The organism is Angustibacter peucedani (genome assembly GCF_054779595.1).
This window is the reverse complement of record NZ_BAAGXY010000039.1, coordinates 50,756-69,114: the sequence shown is the minus strand read 5'-3', so window position 1 is coordinate 69,114 and position 18,359 is coordinate 50,756. Positions and strand designations below refer to the sequence as shown.

At 75.2% G+C, this 18,359-nt stretch carries 19 protein-coding genes; 8 read left to right on the top strand and 11 right to left on the bottom strand.

Going from position 1 to position 18,359, the window contains the following annotated elements:
• Positions 1–2: 2 nt before the first annotated feature.
• The 9 genes from ACYVJ4_RS08915 to ACYVJ4_RS08875 all read right to left on the bottom strand — a co-directional run bounded on the left by ACYVJ4_RS08915 (position 3) and on the right by ACYVJ4_RS08875 (position 8,859).
• Positions 3–920: a tyrosine recombinase gene (locus tag ACYVJ4_RS08915; RefSeq protein ID WP_460459795.1), complete on the bottom strand. Its 918-nt coding sequence runs from the start codon at positions 918–920 to the stop codon at positions 3–5.
• 134 nt (positions 921–1,054) lie between these two features.
• Positions 1,055–2,248: a DNA-processing protein DprA gene (gene dprA / locus ACYVJ4_RS08910; protein WP_460459769.1), complete on the bottom strand. Its 1,194-nt coding sequence runs from the start codon at positions 2,246–2,248 to the stop codon at positions 1,055–1,057.
• Entirely contained in the window at positions 2,245–3,780 is a 1,536-nt protein-coding gene (locus ACYVJ4_RS08905; RefSeq protein WP_460459768.1) for a YifB family Mg chelatase-like AAA ATPase, read from the bottom strand. The genes dprA and ACYVJ4_RS08905 overlap by 4 nt, the downstream gene beginning before the upstream one ends.
• Positions 3,780–4,136 (bottom strand): YraN family protein, encoded by a 357-nt coding sequence (locus ACYVJ4_RS08900; RefSeq protein WP_460459767.1) that lies wholly within the window; start codon positions 4,134–4,136, stop codon positions 3,780–3,782. Before ACYVJ4_RS08900 ends, ACYVJ4_RS08905 begins: the two co-directional genes overlap by 1 nt.
• A 118-nt stretch (positions 4,137–4,254) precedes the next feature.
• Complete coding sequence (locus tag ACYVJ4_RS08895; RefSeq protein WP_460459766.1) at positions 4,255–4,875, bottom strand: response regulator transcription factor; 621 nt, start codon at positions 4,873–4,875, stop codon at positions 4,255–4,257.
• Positions 4,872–6,029 (bottom strand): histidine kinase, encoded by a 1,158-nt coding sequence (locus ACYVJ4_RS08890; protein ID WP_460459765.1) that lies wholly within the window; start codon positions 6,027–6,029, stop codon positions 4,872–4,874. Before ACYVJ4_RS08890 ends, ACYVJ4_RS08895 begins: the two co-directional genes overlap by 4 nt.
• A gap of 17 nt (positions 6,030–6,046) precedes the next feature.
• A complete protein-coding gene (locus ACYVJ4_RS08885; RefSeq protein ID WP_460459764.1) occupies positions 6,047–6,841 on the bottom strand; it encodes an ABC transporter permease in 795 nt (264 codons plus the stop codon).
• Positions 6,838–7,830, bottom strand: coding sequence for an ABC transporter ATP-binding protein (locus ACYVJ4_RS08880; RefSeq protein ID WP_460459763.1), 993 nt, complete (start codon positions 7,828–7,830; stop codon positions 6,838–6,840). Before ACYVJ4_RS08880 ends, ACYVJ4_RS08885 begins: the two co-directional genes overlap by 4 nt.
• Before the next feature lie 117 nt (positions 7,831–7,947).
• Positions 7,948–8,859 (bottom strand): DMT family transporter, encoded by a 912-nt coding sequence (locus ACYVJ4_RS08875; protein WP_460459762.1) that lies wholly within the window; start codon positions 8,857–8,859, stop codon positions 7,948–7,950.
• Positions 8,860–8,908: 49 nt separating this feature from the next.
• Here ACYVJ4_RS08875 and ACYVJ4_RS08870 point away from each other — a divergent pair, with 49 nt between their 5' ends.
• The gene (locus ACYVJ4_RS08870) at positions 8,909–9,850 is read left to right on the top strand and encodes a LysR family transcriptional regulator (RefSeq protein ID WP_460459761.1); all 942 of its coding nucleotides are present in this window, start codon (positions 8,909–8,911) and stop codon (positions 9,848–9,850) included.
• Positions 9,851–9,853: 3 nt separating this feature from the next.
• Here the strand turns inward: ACYVJ4_RS08870 and ACYVJ4_RS08865 are convergent, their stop codons facing one another.
• Positions 9,854–11,251: a glycine--tRNA ligase gene (locus ACYVJ4_RS08865; RefSeq protein WP_460459760.1), complete on the bottom strand. Its 1,398-nt coding sequence runs from the start codon at positions 11,249–11,251 to the stop codon at positions 9,854–9,856.
• Positions 11,252–11,328: 77 nt separating this feature from the next.
• A complete protein-coding gene (locus ACYVJ4_RS08860; RefSeq protein WP_460459794.1) occupies positions 11,329–11,694 on the bottom strand; it encodes an antibiotic biosynthesis monooxygenase family protein in 366 nt (121 codons plus the stop codon).
• Positions 11,695–11,717: 23 nt separating this feature from the next.
• Between ACYVJ4_RS08860 and ACYVJ4_RS08855 the strand changes: the two genes are divergently transcribed.
• Genes ACYVJ4_RS08855 through ACYVJ4_RS08825 form a run of 7 tightly spaced genes read left to right on the top strand, consistent with a single transcriptional unit; the run spans position 11,718 to position 18,352 of the window.
• Entirely contained in the window at positions 11,718–12,050 is a 333-nt protein-coding gene (locus ACYVJ4_RS08855) for a DUF6703 family protein (protein WP_460459759.1), read from the top strand.
• A 57-nt stretch (positions 12,051–12,107) separates the two neighbouring features.
• Positions 12,108–13,784 carry an NAD(P)/FAD-dependent oxidoreductase gene (locus ACYVJ4_RS08850; protein WP_460459758.1) on the top strand — a complete coding sequence of 559 codons (1,677 nt, stop codon included), beginning with the start codon at positions 12,108–12,110 and terminating at the stop codon, positions 13,782–13,784.
• Positions 13,784–15,184 (top strand): ATP-binding protein, encoded by a 1,401-nt coding sequence (locus ACYVJ4_RS08845; RefSeq protein WP_460459757.1) that lies wholly within the window; start codon positions 13,784–13,786, stop codon positions 15,182–15,184. Before ACYVJ4_RS08850 ends, ACYVJ4_RS08845 begins: the two co-directional genes overlap by 1 nt.
• Positions 15,185–15,217: 33 nt before the next feature.
• A complete protein-coding gene (locus tag ACYVJ4_RS08840) occupies positions 15,218–16,141 on the top strand; it encodes a metal ABC transporter substrate-binding protein (protein ID WP_460459756.1) in 924 nt (307 codons plus the stop codon).
• On the top strand, positions 16,138–16,950 hold the full coding sequence (locus tag ACYVJ4_RS08835) for a metal ABC transporter ATP-binding protein (protein WP_460459755.1): 813 nt from the start codon (positions 16,138–16,140) through the stop codon (positions 16,948–16,950). The genes ACYVJ4_RS08840 and ACYVJ4_RS08835 overlap by 4 nt, the downstream gene beginning before the upstream one ends.
• A complete protein-coding gene (locus ACYVJ4_RS08830; RefSeq protein ID WP_460459754.1) occupies positions 16,950–17,966 on the top strand; it encodes a metal ABC transporter permease in 1,017 nt (338 codons plus the stop codon). The genes ACYVJ4_RS08835 and ACYVJ4_RS08830 overlap by 1 nt, the downstream gene beginning before the upstream one ends.
• Positions 17,963–18,352, top strand: coding sequence for a Fur family transcriptional regulator (locus ACYVJ4_RS08825; RefSeq protein ID WP_460459753.1), 390 nt, complete (start codon positions 17,963–17,965; stop codon positions 18,350–18,352). Before ACYVJ4_RS08830 ends, ACYVJ4_RS08825 begins: the two co-directional genes overlap by 4 nt.
• Positions 18,353–18,359: the final 7 nt, after the last annotated feature.

Here is an 18,359-nt window from a genome sequence, read left to right as displayed (position 1 = left end):
CCTCAGGCTCGCGGGTGCGCCTGCTCATAGGTCGTCTTCAGCCTCTCGACGGATACGTGGGTGTAGATCTGCGTCGTGGCGAGCGTAGCGTGGCCGAGCAGTTCTTGAACGGCTCTCAGGTCAGCTCCTCCCTCGAGCAGGTGCGTGGCGGCGGAGTGCCGCAGACCGTGCGGTCCGAGGTCGTCGGCGTCCGGCACGTGGCGCAGCAGCTCGTGCACGGCCGAGCGCACCTGGCGCTGGTCGGCGCGCCGACCGCGGCGGCCGAGCAGGAGTGCGGGACCGCTGTCCGCGGTCGCCAGTCGCGGGCGGCCGTCGGACAGCCACTCGACGAGAGCTCGCGCTGCCGGCACACCGAAGGGAACCACGCGCTGCTTGTCGCCCTTCCCGACGACACGCAGGGTGCGCCGGTCGAGGTCGACGTCGTCGACGTCCAGGCCGACGAGCTCGCCGACCCGGATGCCGCTGGCGTACAGCAGCTCGAGCGCGGCCCGGTCGCGCTGGTGCAGCGGGTCGCCGTCGTCGGCCGCGACGCCGGCGACCTCCAGCAGGCCGGCCGCCTGCTCGCGGCGCAGGACGCCGGGCAGGTGCCGTTCGCGCTTGGGCGAGCCGAGACGCACCGACGGGTCCTTGGCCATGCGCTGCGTGCGGGTGGCCCAGCGGCAGAACGCGCGGGCCGCCGCAGCGCGCCGGGCCACGGTCGACCGCGCCTTGCCGGCGGCGGTCAGCGAGGCCAGCCACGAGCGCAGCAGCGGCAGGGTCAGCGCGTCGAGCGTGGTCGCCCCGCGCACGGCCGCGAACTCCAGCAGCGCCCGCACGTCGGTGACGTACGCCCGCTCGGTGTGCGCGGACCGGCCGCGCTCGGTGCGCAGGTGACGGCCGAACTCCTCCACGGCGTCCTCGACCTCGCCGCTCAGCGGCAGGCCGCTGGACGTCGCGGAGGACGTCGCGGTGGACGTCGGGGTCGTCGTCACCCCGCCACGCTACGGCGGACGTCCGCTCGTCGCGCCCCGACGCGCGGCGGCACCGCGCGGGGCACCCGGACGGAGCAGCCGGCTCACGCGCCCTCCGGGACGTCGTCGCGGACGACGCGTCGCACCTGCCGCTCGTCCGCGGGGACGCGCGACGGAGCCACCCGCAGGACCCGCCAGCCCGCGCCGTGGCGCTCGGCCAGCCCGAGCAGGGCGAGCCGCCCGAGCGCCGCCTGCAGCGTCGACGGGTCGAGCCCCGCCGCCACGCACAACCGGTCGAGGGGTCGCCCTTGCCGCACCGGCAGCGCGTCGAGCACCCGCAGGGTCACGGGGTCGAGGTCGTCCGCCGGCCCGGCGCGACCCGCGCGAGGTGCCGCCGAGTCCTCGCCCAGCCGACCCACGAGGTCGACCACCTCGGCCGCGTCGGTGACCAGCACGGCGCGGCCGTCGCGCACCAGCTCGTGGCAGCCCGCCGAGGCCGCCGACGTCACCGGCCCCGGCACCGCGCCCACCGGCCGACCGAGCGCTGCCGCCGTGCGCGCCGTGTTGAGCGCCCCGCTGCGCAGCGCGGCCTCCACGACGACGGTGCCGCCGGACGCCGCGGCGATGAGCCGGTTGCGCTGCAGGAACCGCGACCGCGTGGGCGCCGATCCCGGCGGGACCTCGCTCACCACGGCCCCGTCGTCCGCGAGCGCCTGCATCAGCTGGTCGTTGCCCTGCGGGTAGGCGCGGTCGAGGCCTCCGGCGACGAAGGCGACGGTGCGCCCCGCCGCGAGGGCGGCCCGGTGAGCGCTGGCGTCGATGCCGTACGCCAGCCCGCTCACCACGAGGAAGCCGCGCTCGGCCACGCCCGCCGCGATCTCGCCGGTGACGTGCTCGCCGTAGCCGGACGACGCCCGCGCCCCCACCACCGCGACCGAGCGCCGGGCCAGCGCGTCGAGCTCGACCGGACCGCGCACCCACAGGCACACCGGCGGGGCGCTGAGCCGCCCGAAGCCCTCGGGCCACTCGGCCGAGGACGGCAGCACGACCCGGCCGCCGAGGGAGTGCAGGGTGCGCAGGTCGCGCTGCGGGTCGAGCTCGCCGAGGCGCGCGCGGTAGCGCAGCATCCACTCGACCTGGCGCGTCAGCAGCGCCTCCAGCGCCCCGCCGGCCCCCACCTGCTCGACGAGCGTCGACACCCTCGGGTCGCCCGGCTCGGCGAGGCGCGACCAGGCGACACGGGCCAGCAGCTCGTCGTCCGGGTCGAAGCGAAGGGCCAGGCGCCGCGAGCCGCTCATGCCGCGTCCTGGCGCAGCGCGTACGCGAGCGAGACGTCGGCCTCGACCGGCGAGGACCGACCGCCGAGGTCGGCGAGCGTCCACGCCGAGCGCAGTACCCGGTCGTACCCGCGCACCGTGATCGTGCCGCGCTCGATGCCGAGGTCGATCGGCTTGGTCGAGGCGGGCGGGAGCCGCCAGCGTCCACGCCGCAGCTCGTGGCCCGGCACGTGGGCGTTGAGCCGCCACGGCGTGCCGCGCCACCGCTCGCGCTGCGCCGCCCTCGCCCCGGCCACGCGGGCCGCGACGGTGGCCGACGAGACCCCCGGACCGGCCGTGGACAGGGCCGCCCGCGTCACCGGCAGCACCTGCACCCGCAGGTCGACGCGGTCGAGCAGCGGTCCGGACAGGCGGTGCAGGTAGCGCCGCCGGGCCATCGGCGTGCAGGTGCACTCGGTGCCCTTGCCGCTCGCCCGGCCGCACGGGCACGGGTTGGCCGCGAGCACGAGCTGGAACCGCGCCGGGTACCGGGCGTGCCCGGCCGAGCGGTGGATCACCAGCTCGCCCTCCTCGAGCGGCTGCCGCAGCGCGTCGAGCACCCGCCGCTCGAACTCGGGGGCCTCGTCCAGGAACAGCACGCCGTGGTGCGCCCGCGACGCCGCACCCGGGCGCGGGACCCCGACCCCTCCCCCGACCACCGACGCGGCCGAGGCGGTGTGGTGCGGGTCGACGAAAGGCGGGCGCAGCACGAGCCCCGAGCCCGGCGGCAGCGCACCGGCGAGCGAGTGCACGGCGGTCACCTCGAGTGCAGCAGCCCCGTCGAGGTCGGGCAGCAGCGACGGCAGCCGCGCGGCCAGCATGGTCTTCCCCGCGCCTGGCGGACCGAGGAGGAAGAGGTGGTGGCCGCCCGCCGCCGCGACCTCGAGACTCTGCCGGGCCTCGTCCTGGCCGACGACGTCGGCGAGGTCGGGCGCGGGCGCCGGGTCGTCGTCGAGGTCCGGGCCGGTGTCGTCGTCGTCGACGGGCTCGGGGCCGCCCGCCTCGCCGCGGTAGGCCGCGACCAGCCCGGCCAGCGACCGGGCTCCGTGCACGCGCACCCCCGGCACCAGCGACGCCTCCGCCACGTTGGCCGCCGGCACCACGACCCGCTCGATCCCGCGACGGGCCGCCGCCAGCACCGCGGGCAGCACGCCCCGCACCGCCCGGACGCGGCCGTCGAGCCCGAGCTCGCCCAGGTGGACGACGCCGCGCGCTGCCTCCTCCGGCACGACCTCCCCGGCCACCAGCACCGCCACGGCGATCGCGACGTCGAAGGCCGTGCCCGCCTTGGGCAGCGACGCGGGCGAGAGGTTGACCGTGATGCGCCGCGTCGGCAGCGCGACACCGGAGTTGTGGCACGCCGCCCGCACGCGGTCGCGCGCCTCACCGAGTGAGGTGTCGGGCAGTCCGGTGATGGTGAACGCCGGCAGCCCGTTGGCCAGGTCGGCCTCGACGTCGACCACGTGGCCGTCCAGCCCGCTGAGCGCGACGCAGTGCGTGACCCCGAGCGCCATCAGGCCACCGCCCGCAGGTGCTCAACCCGCGCCGCGCCCGACGGCGGGCGGTGCACCGCGACCACGTCGATCCGCACCGCCGGCGGGTGCAGCCCCGACTCGGCCAGCCAGCGCGCGGCCAGCCGCCGCAGCCGGGCGAGCTTGCGGGCCGTCACCGCCTCGGCCGGATGCCCGAACGCGGCACCGCGACGCGTCTTCACCTCGCACACGACCAGGCAGTCGCCGTCGCGCGCGACGATGTCGATCTCACCGAGGTCGCACCGCCAGTTGCGGTGCAGCACCTGGTACCCGAGCTCGGTCAGGTGCCGCGCCGCGACGTCCTCGCCGTAGCGCCCCACCGTGTCCTTCGCGGCCACACGACCACCTCCGGCGACCACGCTGCCCGGCAACCGCTGGCGGCACGACGACGCAGCCGCGCCCTGTGGACGACGGGACTCGCGTCGTCCACCGGTGGACGAGCCAGAGCGCCCCGCGTCAGGCCAGCAGCCAGCCGTGGGTGTCGGCGATGCGCACGGCCTCGGCGCGGGTGCGGGCACCGGTCTTGCCGATGGCGGCCGACAGGTGGTTGCGCACCGTGCCCTCCGACAGGTGCAGCGACGCCGCGATGTCGGCGACCGTGCCGCCGCCGCGCGCCGCCGCCAGCACCTCCTCCTCGCGCCGGGTCAGCGGGCTGTCGCCGACCGCGAGCGTCTCGGCCGCGAGCGAGGGGTCGACCACCCGCAGCCCGGAGTGCACGCGCCGCACCGCGTCCGCGAGCTGGCGGGCCGGGGTGTCCTTGACGACGAAGCCGCTGGCGCCCGCCGCCATGGCCCGGCGCAGGTAGCCCGGCCGCCCGAACGTCGTCACCATCAGCACCCGGCAGCCGGGCACCGCCGACCGCAGCGCTCCCGCTGCCGTGATGCCGTCGACCTCGCCCATCTCGACGTCGAGCAGCGCGACGTCCGGCTGTGCCGCCCGGGCCGCCTCGACCACCTCGGCACCCGAGGACACCTCGGCCACGACCTCGAGGTCGGGCTCGAGCCGCAGCAGGGCCGCGAGCGCCCCGCGCACGAGCGCCTGGTCGTCGGCGAGCAGCAGCCGGATCGGCTCGCTCACGCGACCGCCACGCGCAGCACGAACCCGCCGCCGGGCGCCGAGCCCACCGTCATGGCCGCATCCGCCGCGCTCGCGCGGTCGCGCAACCCGGCCAGCCCCTGCCCGCCGCCGCCGGACGACGGCCCGCACCCGTCGTCCTGCACCTCGACCGACGACGCGGTCAGCCGCACGACGCAGGCCCCGGCCCGGCTGTGCCGCACCACGTTCGTCACGCCCTCGCGCACCGCCCAGGCGAACAGCTCGCGCCGCTCGGCCGGGACGTCGTCGACGGACGACGGCAGGTGGGCGGCGATCCCCGCGGCCTCCAGGGCGGTGCGCGCCCCGGCCAGCTCGCCCGCCAACGTCACGCCGCGCATCCCCCCGACGGTGGCCCGGACGTCGGCCAGCGCCTCGCGCGCCAGCCGCTCGACGTCCCCGATCTCGGCCTGCGCGCCGGGTGCGCCCTCGGCCTCGGCCAGCCGCCCGGCCAGCTCCGCCTTGACCGTGATGACGGTCAGGGAGTGGCCGAGGATGTCGTGCAGGTCGCGCGAGAGCCGGGCCCGCTCGTCGGCGACGGCCAGCCGGCCGATCTCCTCGCGCGCCTTGAGCAGCTCGGCGTTGCGGGCGATGATCTGCGTGACGCCCCAGGCCGCGAAGCAGGCGATGAGGATCTGGAAGGCGAAGAAGCTGTCGGTGTCCCACCCGGGCACGACGCGCGGCACGACCTCCGACGCGACGGCCAGCGCCACCACCACGGGCAGCGCCACGCGTCCCGGCAGGGCCATCACCGACAGCACGCCGATGTAGATCGTCCCGCCGGTGACGGACGCCCCGGCCCCCGGCGCCGCCAGCACGAGCAGCCCGAGCATGACGACCAGGAGCACCGCGACCCGGACGACGGCCACGCCCTGCTCGCGCCGGGCGGACCGCACCATCAGCGACCCGAGCACGAACAGCCCGGCGAACGCCAGCAGCGCCACCACCGCGACGAGCGACCAGGCCGTGCCGCGGCGCACCGCGTCGAGCACGGGCTGCACCAGGTAGACGAGCCAGATGCCGGCGAACACCGCCGGCCGGGCCCGTCCCACGCCCGTGAGCGCGGACGCCGGCACCGCGGCCGGCGCGTCGTCCAGAGGACGCGCACCGGCCGCGGTGGCCGTCGTCCGGGTGCTCACGCGCCCACCGTAGAGGCTCAGACCCGGGCGGTGTCGCGGCGGAACCGCCAGGCCGCGCCACCGGCGAACAGGGCTGCCCACACCACGACGTTGAGCACCGCGGTGGCCTCCCAGCCGGTGTCACCGAGCGGCGCGCGGCTGAGCGAGGCGAGCCCGTTCATGGGGGTGAACTTCGAGACGGTCGCGAACCACGAGCCGTCGTCCAGCGGGACGAACAGGCCGCCCGCGAAGGCCAGCACCGCGAGCACCGGGCCCAGGATCTGCATGACGTTCTCGCTCGGCAGCAGGTAGCCCATGAACAGCCCGAAGGCCGCGAAGACCACCGACCCGACCCACGCGACGAGCCCGCTGACGACCCAGACGTGCAACGGGATCTGCGCGCCGAGCAGCCGGCCGACGACACCCACGACGAGCACCGACATCAGGCCGAGGGTCATGGCCGTGACGAGCTTGGTGGCGATGTAGGCGGTCGGGCGCAACGGGGTCAGCCGCAGCTGGCGGCTCCAGCCCGCGGCCCGCTCGACCGACACCATCGCGCCGCCGCTGGTGGTGGCCAGCATCGCGCCGTACACGGCCATGCTGATCATGATGTAGGCGGTGACGTTGCCCAGACCCGCGCGCTCGGTCTTGTACTCGGCGTTGGTGCCGAAGATCGCCAGGAACACCGGCGGCATGACGAGGGTGAAGAACACCGTGCGCCGGTTGCGCAGCAGGCGCCGCACCTCCAGCTTCAGGAACGTCAGGCTGAATCCTCCGCGCCCGCGCGGGGTGCGGTCCACGTCCCAGACGTCGGTGACGGTCGTCGCGCTCATCGCTGGTCCTCCTCGGTGGTGCCGGTCTCGGGGGTGGTGTCGCCGGTCAGCGCGAGGAAGGCGTCCTCGAGCCCGGACGACGTGATCTCGACGTCGCGCGCGGCGGTGGCGGTCAGCAGGTGGCGGGCGACGGTGTCGGAGTCCGCCGAGCGCAGCAGCACCCGGTCGCCGCGGCGCTCGACCCGCTCGACGCCCGGCAGCGCGGCCAGCTCGACCTCCGGGACGTCCGGCAGCGTGGCGCTGACCGTGCGGCCCGAGGCGAGGTTCTTGATCTGGGCAGCGCTGCCGTCGGCGACGACCTTGCCCCGGCTGACCAGCACGATCCGGTCGGCGTAGGCGTCGGCCTCGTCGAGGTAGTGGGTCGCGAAGACGACGGTGCGGCCCCGGGCGGCGTCGGCCCGGATCGCGGCCCAGAACTCGCGCCGGCCCTCGACGTCCATGCCGGTGGTCGGCTCGTCCAGCACCAGCAGCTCGGGGTCGGGGACCAGCGCGAGCGCGAACCGCAGCCGCTGCTGCTGCCCGCCCGAGCACTTGCCGACCCGGCGGTCGGCGATCTCGGCGATGCCGGCGCGGGCCAGCACCTCGTCGACCGGCCGCGAGTAGCTGAACAGCGCGGCCATCATCTGGACGGTCTCGCGCACGGTGAGGTCCTTCAGCAGACCGCCCGTCTGCATGACCGCGGCGATCTCGCCGCGGGCGACGGCCTGCTGCGGGGAGCCGCCGAGCACCTCGACGGTGCCGGACGTCGGCCGGGCCAGGCCCAGCACCATGTCGATGGTCGTGGTCTTGCCGGCGCCGTTCGGCCCGAGGAACGCGACGACCTCGCCGCGCTGGATCTCGAGGTCGATGCCCCGCACCGCCTGCACCGCACCGAAGTGCTGGTGCAGGTCGCGCAGGCGCAGCGCCGGGCTGGAGGGGGACGACGCACCAGGTCGCGCACCGGACGTCGCCCCAGAGGTCGCGGTGGCCAGGGAGGAGTTGCTGCTCATGACGACCAGCGTGGCCGGACGCCGGCTCCGGTCCCTGCGGCGCCCGTCACGACCCACCCATGACGTCCGTCACGGGTCCAGGTCGTGGTTGGTGCGGTCGTGCCCGCACCGCTCCCCTCAGGTCGCGGCGTTCACCGGCGCCGGGCAGGGAGCGGCGTCGTCGAGCACCTCGGCCGGCGAGCGGCGGCGGTTGACCAGGACCGAGCCCAGGATCACCGCGGCGAACCCGGCGAGCGTCCAGCCGGTCACCTTCTCGTCGAGCAGCAGCGCCCCGGCCGCGACCGCGACCGCCGGGTTCACGTAGGTGATGGTCGTGGCGCGCACCGGCCCGATCTCGGCCACCAGCGCCACGAGCAGCAGGAACGCGGCCGCCGTGCAGACCACCGCCAGCAGCACGACCGACAGGCTCACCTTCGCCGACGGCAGCTGGTGCGGCAGGCCGGGCAGCGCGAACGGCAGGTAGCCGAGCGCCGCCGCGGTCAGCGACATCGCCACGACGCCGGGCCCCGGCAGGTCGGAGAACCAACGGGCCAGCAGCGCGGCGCCGAACGCGTAGCCGACGACCACGACCGCCATCTCGCCGACCGCCGACCACTGGCTGCCGCCGACGTCCACGCCGACGAGCAGCGCGACACCCGCGATGCCCAGAGCCAGGCCGAGCACCCCGCGACGGCCCAGCACCTCGTGCCGGCCGGTCACCAGCGCGACCCCGACGCCCACGAGCGGCACGGCCGCCACGAGCAGGCCGGTCAACGAGCTGGTGAGGTGCTGCTCGGCGCGCGACAGGAGCAGCCACGGCACGGTGATCTCGACCGCGGTGAACACCAGCAGCTGGGGCCAGCGGCGCAGTACCGGACGCACCCAGCCCTTCGCGAGCGCCACGGGCAGCAGCAGCAGGGCGCCGAGTGCCGTCCGGGCGAAGACGAGGGTCAGCGGGCTGAGCTCCTCGACGGCCACCTTGATCAGCAGGTACGGGATCCCCCAGGCGATCGACAGCCCGACGAACAGCAGCGCGGCACGACGACTCATGCCCCCATCGTCCTGGCTCGCGACCGTTCAGTCCATCTACGATCTCTTCATGACAACGTCAAGCCGCGACTTCACGATCGACCTGCGCCGGCTGCGGGTGCTGCGCGTGCTCGAGCAGCACGGCACGGTGTCGGCCGCCGCCACGGCGCTGCACCTGACGCCGTCCGCCGTCTCGCAGCAGATCGCCGGGCTGTCGCGCGAGACCGGCGTGCAGCTGCTCGAGAAGCGCGGCCGCGGCGTGCGGCTCACCGGCCGCGCCCGCCGGCTGCTCGACCACGCCGCAGTGATCGAGCAGCAGCTGCAGGCCGCGCGGGCCGACCTCGCGAGCTGGGACGCCGGCGAGGCCGGCCACCTCAGCATCGCCTCGCTCTCGACCGGCATCACCGCGGTCGTCGCGCCAGCCCTGAAGTCGTTGCGGGACAGCCACCCTGGCATCACCTGGAACGTCGAGGAGTCCGAGCCGCCGGACCTGTTCACCGCGCTCGACCTCGGGGACGTCGACGTCGCCGTCACCGTGCACCACCGGCCCAGCCCGCCGGTCACCGACGCCCGCTACCACCGGGTCGACCTGCTGGTGGACCCGCTCGACGCGGTGCTGCCGGCCGACCACCCGCTGGCCGACCCCGCCGGCGTGCACCTGGTCGACCTCGCCGACCAGACCTGGGTCGCGGGCTACCCCGGCGGCTCGTGCGCCCAGCTCACGGACGCGGTGTGCACCAACGCGGGGTTCACGGCCGACGTCCGCCACCACGTCGGCGACTGGGTCGCCCTCGGCGCGCTGGTGGCCGCCGGCATGGGCGTCGCCCTGGTGCCGCGGCTGGCCCAGCCGCTGCCGGTCGAGGGCCTGGCCGTCGTGCCGGTGCTGGGCTCCCCCGCGTCCCGGCACTTCTACGCGGCCGTCCGGGCCGGGTCGCAGGACGACCCGCTCGTCGCCCTGCTGCTGCGACGGCTCGCGGACGCGGCCGACGCGTGGACCGCCCGCTCCTGCTGAGCGTCAGCAGCCGAGCAGGCGCTGCGCCAGGTAGCCCTCGACCTGGTCGAGCGCCACGCGCTCCTGGGTCATCGAGTCGCGGTGCCGGACGGTCACGGCGTGGTCCTCGAGGGTGTCGAAGTCGACCGTGAGGCAGAACGGCGTGCCGATCTCGTCCTGGCGGCGGTAGCGGCGGCCGATAGCACCGGCGTCGTCGAACTCGATGTTCCAGCTCTTGCGCAGCGTCGCGGCGAGGTCGCGCGCCTTCGGCGACAGGTCGGCGTTGCGCGACAGCGGCAGCACGGCCGCCTTGATCGGCGACAGCCGCGGGTCGAGCTTGAGGACGACCCGCTTGTCGACGCCGCCCTTGGCGTTCGGCGCCTCGTCCTCGGCGTACGCGTCGAGCAGGAACGCCATCATCGAGCGGCCGACACCGGCGGCGGGCTCGATGACGTACGGCGTCCAGCGCTCGTTCTTGCCCTGGTCGAAGTACGACAGGTCGACACCGGAGTGCTTGCTGTGCGTCGTCAGGTCGAAGTCGGTGCGGTTGGCGATGCCCTCGAGCTCGCCCCACTCCGAGCCGGCGAAGCGGAAGCGGTACTCGATGTCGACGGTGCGCGTCGAGTAGTGCGAGAGCTTCTCCTTCGGGTGCTCGTAGTGGCGCAGGTTGTCGGGGTCGATGCCGAGGTCGACGTACCACTGCGTGCGCAGGTCGATCCAGGTCTGGTGCCACTCGGCGTCCGTGCCCGGCTCGACGAAGAACTCCATCTCCATCTGCTCGAACTCGCGCGTGCGGAAGATGAAGTTGCCGGGCGTGATCTCGTTGCGGAAGCTCTTGCCCTGCTGGGCGATGCCGAACGGCGGCTTTTTGCGGGCCGAGGTCATGACGTTGAGGAAGTTCAGGAAGATGCCCTGGGCGGTCTCGGGCCGCAGGTAGTGCAGGCCGGACTCGTCGTCGACCGCGCCGAGGTAGGTCTTCAGCAGGCCGCTGAAGGCGCGCGGCGGCGTCCAGGCCCCGCGGGTGCCGCAGTTCGGGCACGCGACCTCGGCCATGTCGACGTCGTCCGGGTTCTCCAGGCCCTTCTTCTCGGCGACGGCCTCCTGCAGGTGGTCGGCGCGGAAGCGGCGGTGGCAGCTCTGGCACTCGGTGAGCGGGTCGGTGAACGTCTCGACGTGGCCGCTCGCCACCCAGGTGGCGGTGGGCAGGATCACCGAGGAGTCGAGGCCGACGACGTCGTCGCGGCTGGTGACCATCGAGCGCCACCACTGGCGCTTGACGTTCTCCTTCAGCTCGACGCCGAGGGGTCCGTAGTCCCACGCCGACTTGGTGCCGCCGTAGATCTCGCCGCAGGGGTACACCAGACCGCGCCGCTTGGCGAGGCTGACGACGGTGTCGATGCGGGAGTCGGGCTTGGCGGCCACGGGCGGATCACTCCATCAGGGATCGGACGACGAGTCGGCTCGCGAGGCGGCCAGAGCGGCCGGCGCGAGCAGCCAGGCTACCGGTCGGCCGTGCGGCCGGGCGACGCGGTTCCGGCGCCCGGGTCGCGGTCGCTGGCGTGGTCGACCACGCCGTCCGGCGACGCCTCGGCCAGCGCCTCGTAGGCGCTCGGCTCGTCGACCGCGTGGTACATCACCGGCACGGCGCGCAGCTTCACGTCGTACGACGACAGCGCCCGGCGGTAGGCGCCGGTGGTCTCCCACTCGGTCTGCAGCAGCCAGCGCCCGGGCTCGTCGATCGAGCGGCCGAGGTGCCCGCGGCGGCAGCCGGGCTGCGAGCGCAGCGCGTCCAGCGCCTCGCGGCCGCGCTCGCGGAACGTCGTGGCCTCGGCCTCGGGCACGACGTAGCGCGTCACGACCACCAGCGGCATGCTGCGAGGATGTCACGGTGACCAACCCCTCGTCGTCCGGACCCCGCCCGGGCCAGCCCGGCGCTCCCGGCGGGCTGCGCCGGTCCGTCGAGGCGGCCAGCCGGCCGCTGCTGCTGCGGCTGACGGCGCTGCCCCGGCCGGTGCCGTTCCTCGTCCTGCTGGCGGTGCTGGTCGTCGGCGTCCTGGTCGGTGGACCGGTCGGCGTGGTGTGCACCGCGCTGGTCGTGCTGTTCGTCGCCTGGTTGATGTTCCTGTCGTGGCCGCGGCTGACCGGGCCGGAGAAGCTCGGCCGCGTCGCGGTGCTCGCGGTGGCCGTGGCACTGTGCGTCGTGCAGGCCTTCCCGCGCTGACCGGGCATTTCCCGGAACCGCGGTGGAGCGGCACCGCGGGCCGCTAGCGTCCGAGCGGTGAGCAGAGCCACGATCCTCACGGTCGACGACGACCCCGAGGTCTCGGCCGCGGTGGCCCGCGACCTGCGCTCGCGCTACGGCGCCGACTACCGGGTGGCGCAGGCGACCTCGGCCGCCCAGGCGCTCGACGTCCTGGCCGCCCTCGCCCTGCGCGACGAGCCCGTCGCGCTCGTCGCGGCCGACCAGCGCATGCCCGAGATGACCGGCGTCGAGCTGCTCGCCAGATCCCGCACGCACGCACCCGACGCCAAGCTGCTGCTGCTCACCGCCTACGCCGACACCGGGGTCGCGATCCAGGCGATCAACGAGATCGGCCTGGACCACTACCTGCTCAAGCCGTGGGACCCGCCCGAGGAGCGGCTCTACCCGGTGGTCGACGACCTGCTCGAGGACTGGCGCCGCAACCACCCCGACCACACGTCCGACGTCCGCGTGGTGGGCCACCGCTGGTCCGAGCGCAGCCACGAGGTCAAGACGTTCCTCGCCCGCAACCACGTGCCGTACCGCTGGTACGACGTCGAGCTGGACGCCGAGGGCCAGCGGCTGCGCGACCTCGCTGCGGCGGACGCCGACGCGCTGCCGCTGGTGCTGGTGCCTGACGGCGAGACCTTGCGCTCGCCGACGTCCGTCGTCCTGGCCGGTGCGCTCGGGCTGCGGACGAGCGCGCAGCAGCCGCTGTACGACCTGTGCATCGTCGGTGCCGGGCCAGCCGGGCTCGCCGCCGCCGTGTACGCGGCGTCCGAGGGGCTGAGCACGGTCGTGGTGGAGCGCGAGGCGCCGGGTGGCCAGGCCTCGCAGAGCGCCGCCATCGAGAACTACCTGGGCTTCCCCAAGGGGCTCACCGGCTCGGACCTGACCCAGCGCGCGGTGGCGCAGGCGTCGCGGTTCGGCGCCGAGATGGTGCTGGCGCGCGACGTCGTCCGGTTGGAGCGACGGGGTCCGGTGCACGCGGTGGTGCTGGACGGCGACGGCTCGGGCTCGGGGTCCGGCGAGGTCGAGGCCCGCGCCGTGGTCGTCGCCACCGGCGTCTCGTACCGGCGGCTGGAGGCCGAGGGCCTGCTGGAGCTGACCGGCCGCGGCGTCTACTACGGCGCCTCGGCCAGCGACGCCCCGCAGTGCCAGGGCGACGAGGTGTACGTCGTCGGGGCGGCGAACTCGGCCGGCCAGGCCGCGCTGAACCTCGCCCGCTTCGCCGCACGCGTGGTGCTGGTCGTGCGCGGGCCCTCGCTCGAGGCGACGATGTCGAGCTACCTGGTCGACCGGATCGGCGCCGCGCCGAACGTCGAGGTGCGGCTGGGCTGCGAGGTCGTGGGCTGCCGCGGCGACGGCCACCTCGAGCAGCTGACGCTGGCCGACCGCGCCACCGGCGAGCGCCAGGACGTGCCGGCGAGCTGGCTGTTCGTGTTCATCGGGGCCTCGCCGCGCACCGACTGGCTGGGCGAGGGCGTCGTCCGCGACGAGCGCGGCTTCGTCGTCACGGGCCAGGACCTGCTCGCGCCCGCCCACGCCGGGACGTGGACGCAGCCGCGGGCGCCGTTCGCGCTCGAGACCAGCGAGCCCGGCGTGTTCGCCGCCGGCGACGTGCGCCTGGACTCGATGAAGCGCGTGGCCTCCGCGGTCGGCGAGGGCGCGATGTCGGTCTACCTCGTCCACCGCTACCTGGCGGCGACCTGATGCGCGCCGCCGACCTGCGCGGGATCGCGCTGTTCGACGGCCTGGACGACGACCAGCTGGGCCAGCTGCTCGAGCGCGGCTCCGAGGTGCGGGTCGAGCCGGGCGTCGTCCTCTTCCACGAGGGCGAGCACGCGGACGACTGGTGGGTGCTCGTGGACGGCGCCCTCGAGCTGACCCGGCGGTCCGGCTCCGAGAGCGCGGTCGTGGGCCGCATGGACACCCCGGGGCGCTGGGCCGGCGGCTTCCGCGCCTGGGACGAGCACGGCGTCTACCTCGCCACCGGCCGCGGCGTGCACGAGGGACGGGTGCTGCGCGTGCCCTCCCCCGCCCTGCGCGAGCTGTCGACCGCGTGGTTCCCGTTCGGGGCGCACCTGGTCGAGGGCCTGTACGGCACCGCCCGCGCCATCGAGCAGACCGCCCGCCAGCGCGACGCGCTCGTCACGCTGGGCACCCTGGCTGCGGGACTCGCGCACGAGCTGAACAACCCGGCCGCCGCCGCGACCCGGGCCGTCGCGTCGCTCGAGGCCACCTGCCGCACGTTGCTGGAGTCGCTCGGCCACCTGGCGCAGGGCGACATCACGGCCGACCAGTTCACCGCGCTGGACGCGCTGCGCCGCGACGTCGTGCCGCGCACCGGGCAGGACGACGCGCGCGACCCGCTCGCCCGGATCGACCAGGAGGAGGCGCTGCAGGCCTGGCTCGAGCGGCGCGCCGTGCGCGAGCCCTGGCAGCTGGCGCCCGTGCTCGTGCAGGCCGGCGCCGACGTCGCCTGGTGCGAGCGAGCGGCGCTGGTGCTGCCGGAGGGCGCCCTCGAGGCCGGGCTCCGGTGGGTGGCCAGCACGTACGCGGCAGTCGAGCTGCTCGGCCAGGTCAAGGAGTCGACCCGGCGCGTGTCCGAGCTCGTCGACGCCGTCCGGTCGTACTCGCAGATGGATCGCGGTGCGGTGCAACGGATCGACGTCACCGAGGGCATCGAGAGCACCCTGGTGATGCTGGGCCACCAGCTGCGCGGGATCACCGTCGAGCGCGACTACGGCGCCGACGTCCCGGAGGTCGAGGCGTTCGCCGGCGAGCTCAACCAGGTCTGGACCAACCTCGTCGACAACGCGGTCGACGCCATGGACGGCTCGGGCACGCTGCGGCTGACGACCCGCGCCGACGGCGACCACGTCGTCGTCGAGGTCGCCGACACCGGCGCCGGCATGCCGCCCGAGGTCGCGGCCCGGGCGTTCGAGGCGTTCTTCACGACCAAGGACGTCGGCCGCGGCACCGGGCTGGGCCTCGACATCGCCCGCCGCGCGGTCGTGGAGCGGCACGGCGGCACGATCGAGATCACCTCGCAGCCCGGCGAGACCGTGGTGCGCGTGCGCCTGCCGCTGCGGGCGCGCCCGAGGAGTTGACAACGGTTCTCACCTGTCGTGAGAATGATTGTCATGTCGCCCCGCCTGCTCGCCGCGCTGTGCGTCGTCGCCGCGGTGGCGGCCGTGGCCGGCTGCAGCACGGGTCTCGGGACGCCGGACGACGGCAAGATCCACGTGACGACGAGCTTCTACCCCCTGCAGCACGTGGCCGAGCGCGTCGGCGGCGACCAGGTCGACGTCACGTCGCTGACCAAGCCGGGGGCCGAGCCGCACGACCTCGAGCTCACGCCGCGCGACGTCGCCGGCCTGCAGGACGCCGACCTGGTGCTCTACGTCCACGGCTTCCAGCCCGCCGTCGACGAGGCGGTCACGAGCGCCGGCCCGAAGGACGTGCTGGACGCCGCCCCCGCCGCGCACCTCGACCTGACCTTCACCCCGATCGAGGAGGGCGAGCAGCACGCCGACGAGGCCGGCGCCGTCGACCCGCACTTCTGGCTCGACCCCACCCGGCTCTCGGCGGTGGCGGCGGCCTTCGAGCAGCGGCTCGCGCAGCTGCGCCCGGCCTCCGCGCCGGCGTTCGCGCGCAACCTGGCCGGCCTGCAGGCCGAGCTGTCCGACCTCGACACCAGCTACCGCGAGGGCCTGGCGCACTGCGCCGACCTCGACCTCGTGACCAGCCACAACGCCTTCGGCTACCTGGCGCGGCGGTACGGCCTGCACCAGGTCGGCATCACCGGCCTGACGCCGGAGGCCGAGCCCGGCCCGCGCCAGCTCGCCGACGTCGCGACGTTCGTGCGCGAGCACGGCACCCGCACCATCTACTACGAGACGCTCGTCAGCCCGGCGGTCGCGCGCACCGTGGCCGCCGAGACCGGGGCGCGCACCGCGGTGCTCGACCCGCTCGAGGGGCTGAGCGACGCCTCCGCCGGCAGCACCTACGGTGAGGTCATGCGCTCGAACCTCGCCACGCTGCGCGCCGGCCAGGGCTGCCGGTGACCGCGCGCGTCGTCGTCGAGCTGCGCGGCGTCTCGGTCGGGTACGGCGAGCGCGTCGTGGTGCGCGACGTCGACCTCGTCGTCCGCGACGGCGAGGTCGTGGCGGTGCTGGGCGCCAACGGGTCGGGCAAGACCACCCTGGTGCGCGGGCTGCTCGGGCTGGCCACCGTGCTGCACGGCGAGATCGAGGTGCTCGGCCGCAGCCAGCGCACCCGGCGCGACCGCGCCCGCATCGGGTACGTGCCGCAGCGGCACACCGTCGGCGGGGCCATCCCCTCGACCGTGCGCGAGGTCGTGGCCTCGGGCCGGCTGCCGCGCCTCGGACTGCTCGGCCGCCAGCGCGCGCACGACCGGCAGGTGGTGCAGGAGGCCATCGACGCCGTCCACCTCGGCGACCTCGCGGGCACGGACGTCGGCGAGCTCTCGGGCGGCCAGCAGCGCCGGGTGCTCATCGCCCGCGCGCTGGCCGCCGAGCCCGAGGTGCTCGTCATGGACGAGCCGACCGCCGGCGTCGACCAGGCCAGCCAGCACGCGCTCGCCGGCACGATCCGCTCGCTCGCCGCCCGAGGGGTGCCGATGGTCGTGGTCACGCACGAGGTCGGCCCGCTCGCCGACGTCCTGACCCGCGCGATCGTCGTGGACGACGGTCGCATCACCTACGACGGACCGCTCCCCCACGCGTTCGACGGGCACCGGCACGGCGAGGGCGTCGGCTCGGACCACCACCACCTGCACGACCCGCTCGACCCGCACGAGGTGCGACCCGGCCGCGGACCCGGCTGGCTCGACCAGCCGCTCGGAGGTGCGTGATGGCGGTGCTCGAGCTGCTGCAGTACGACTTCATGCGCCGTGCCCTGCTCGCCGGACTGCTCGTCGGGCTGGCCGCCCCGGTCGTCGGCATCTTCCTGGTGCAGCGACGGCTGGCGCTGATCGGCGACGGCATGGGGCACGTCGCGCTGGCCGGCGTGGCCGTCGGCGTCGTCACCGGCCAGGCGCCGGTCTGGACCGCTCTCGTCGCGGCCGTCGTCGCGGCCGTGGCCATCGAGCTGATCCGGGCGCGCGGGCGGACCAGCGGCGACGTCGCCCTCGCCGTCCTGTTCTACGGCGGCATCGCCACCGGTGTGGTGCTCATCTCGCGCTCGCCGGACGGCACCCCGGCCAACCTCAACGCCTACCTGTTCGGCGCCATCACCACCACGAGCGGCACGGACGTCGTCACCTTCGCCGTGCTCGCCCTCGCCGTGCTGCTCGTGACGGCCGCCCTGGCGCCGCGGCTGTTCGCGGTGGCCAACGACCCCGAGTACGCCCGGGCGGTCGGGCTGCCGGTGCTGGGCCTCAACCTGGTGCTCGCGGTGCTGACCGCCGTCACCGTCGTGGTCTCGATGCGGGTCGTGGGGCTGCTGCTGATCAGCGCCCTGATGATCCTGCCGAACGCGGTGGCGCAGCTGGTCTGCCACAGCTTCCGCGCCAGCCTGGCGCTCGCCGTGGTCGTGGGCGTCGTGGTGAGCCTGGCCGGCATCAGCACGAGCTTCTACACCAGCACCCCGTCGGGCGGCACGATCGTCGTCCTCGCGGTGGCGCTGTTCGTGCTGACCGCGCTGGCGACGTCCGCGCGCGAGCGGTTCGTGCGCCGGCGGCACCAGGTGGCCGAGGGCCACCACGCGCACGAGCACGGCGAGCACTGCGGTCACCCGGCCGTCGTCCACGACGACCACGTCGACTACCTGCACGGCGGGCACCGGCACGCGCCGCACGGCGGTCACTACGACGAGCACTCCGAGCACGCGCACGAGCCCGCGGCGGCCGAGCAGGAGGCCGGGAGGTGACGGGCACCGTGCGGCGCTCGACCAAGCAGCGCGACGCGGTGGCGTCCTACCTGGACGACGGCCCGACCTTCCTCAGCGCGCAGCAGATCTACGCCGGGCTGCGCGAGCAGGGCTCGACCATCGGCCTGGCCACCGTGTACCGGGCGCTGCAGGGGCTGGTCGAGGACGAGGCCGTCGACGCGCTGCGCACCGACGACGGCGAGGTCGTCTACCGGCGCTGCCGGTCCGAGCAGCACCACCACCACCTGGTCTGCCGCGAGTGCGGGCGCACGGTGGAGGTCGAGGGTCCGGCCGTCGAGCGGTGGGCCAGCACGGTCGCCGCGCAGCACGGGTTCCGCGACGTCCGGCACACCCTCGAGGTCTTCGGCACCTGCGACCGCCACTGACCGCGGC

Coding starts and splice junctions, on each gene's coding strand:
- ACYVJ4_RS08840 (WP_460459756.1), top strand. CDS start 15,218: ATGTCGCCCCGCCTGCTCGCCGCGCTGTGCGTCGTCGCCGCGGTGGCG.
- ACYVJ4_RS08875 (WP_460459762.1), bottom strand. CDS start 8,859: ATGAGTCGTCGTGCCGCGCTGCTGTTCGTCGGGCTGTCGATCGCCTGG.
- dprA (WP_460459769.1), bottom strand. CDS start 2,248: ATGAGCGGCTCGCGGCGCCTGGCCCTTCGCTTCGACCCGGACGACGAG.
- ACYVJ4_RS08880 (WP_460459763.1), bottom strand. CDS start 7,830: ATGAGCAGCAACTCCTCCCTGGCCACCGCGACCTCTGGGGCGACGTCC.
- ACYVJ4_RS08845 (WP_460459757.1), top strand. CDS start 13,784: ATGCGCGCCGCCGACCTGCGCGGGATCGCGCTGTTCGACGGCCTGGAC.
- ACYVJ4_RS08905 (WP_460459768.1), bottom strand. CDS start 3,780: ATGGCGCTCGGGGTCACGCACTGCGTCGCGCTCAGCGGGCTGGACGGC.
- ACYVJ4_RS08830 (WP_460459754.1), top strand. CDS start 16,950: ATGGCGGTGCTCGAGCTGCTGCAGTACGACTTCATGCGCCGTGCCCTG.
- ACYVJ4_RS08885 (WP_460459764.1), bottom strand. CDS start 6,841: ATGAGCGCGACGACCGTCACCGACGTCTGGGACGTGGACCGCACCCCG.
- ACYVJ4_RS08870 (WP_460459761.1), top strand. CDS start 8,909: ATGACAACGTCAAGCCGCGACTTCACGATCGACCTGCGCCGGCTGCGG.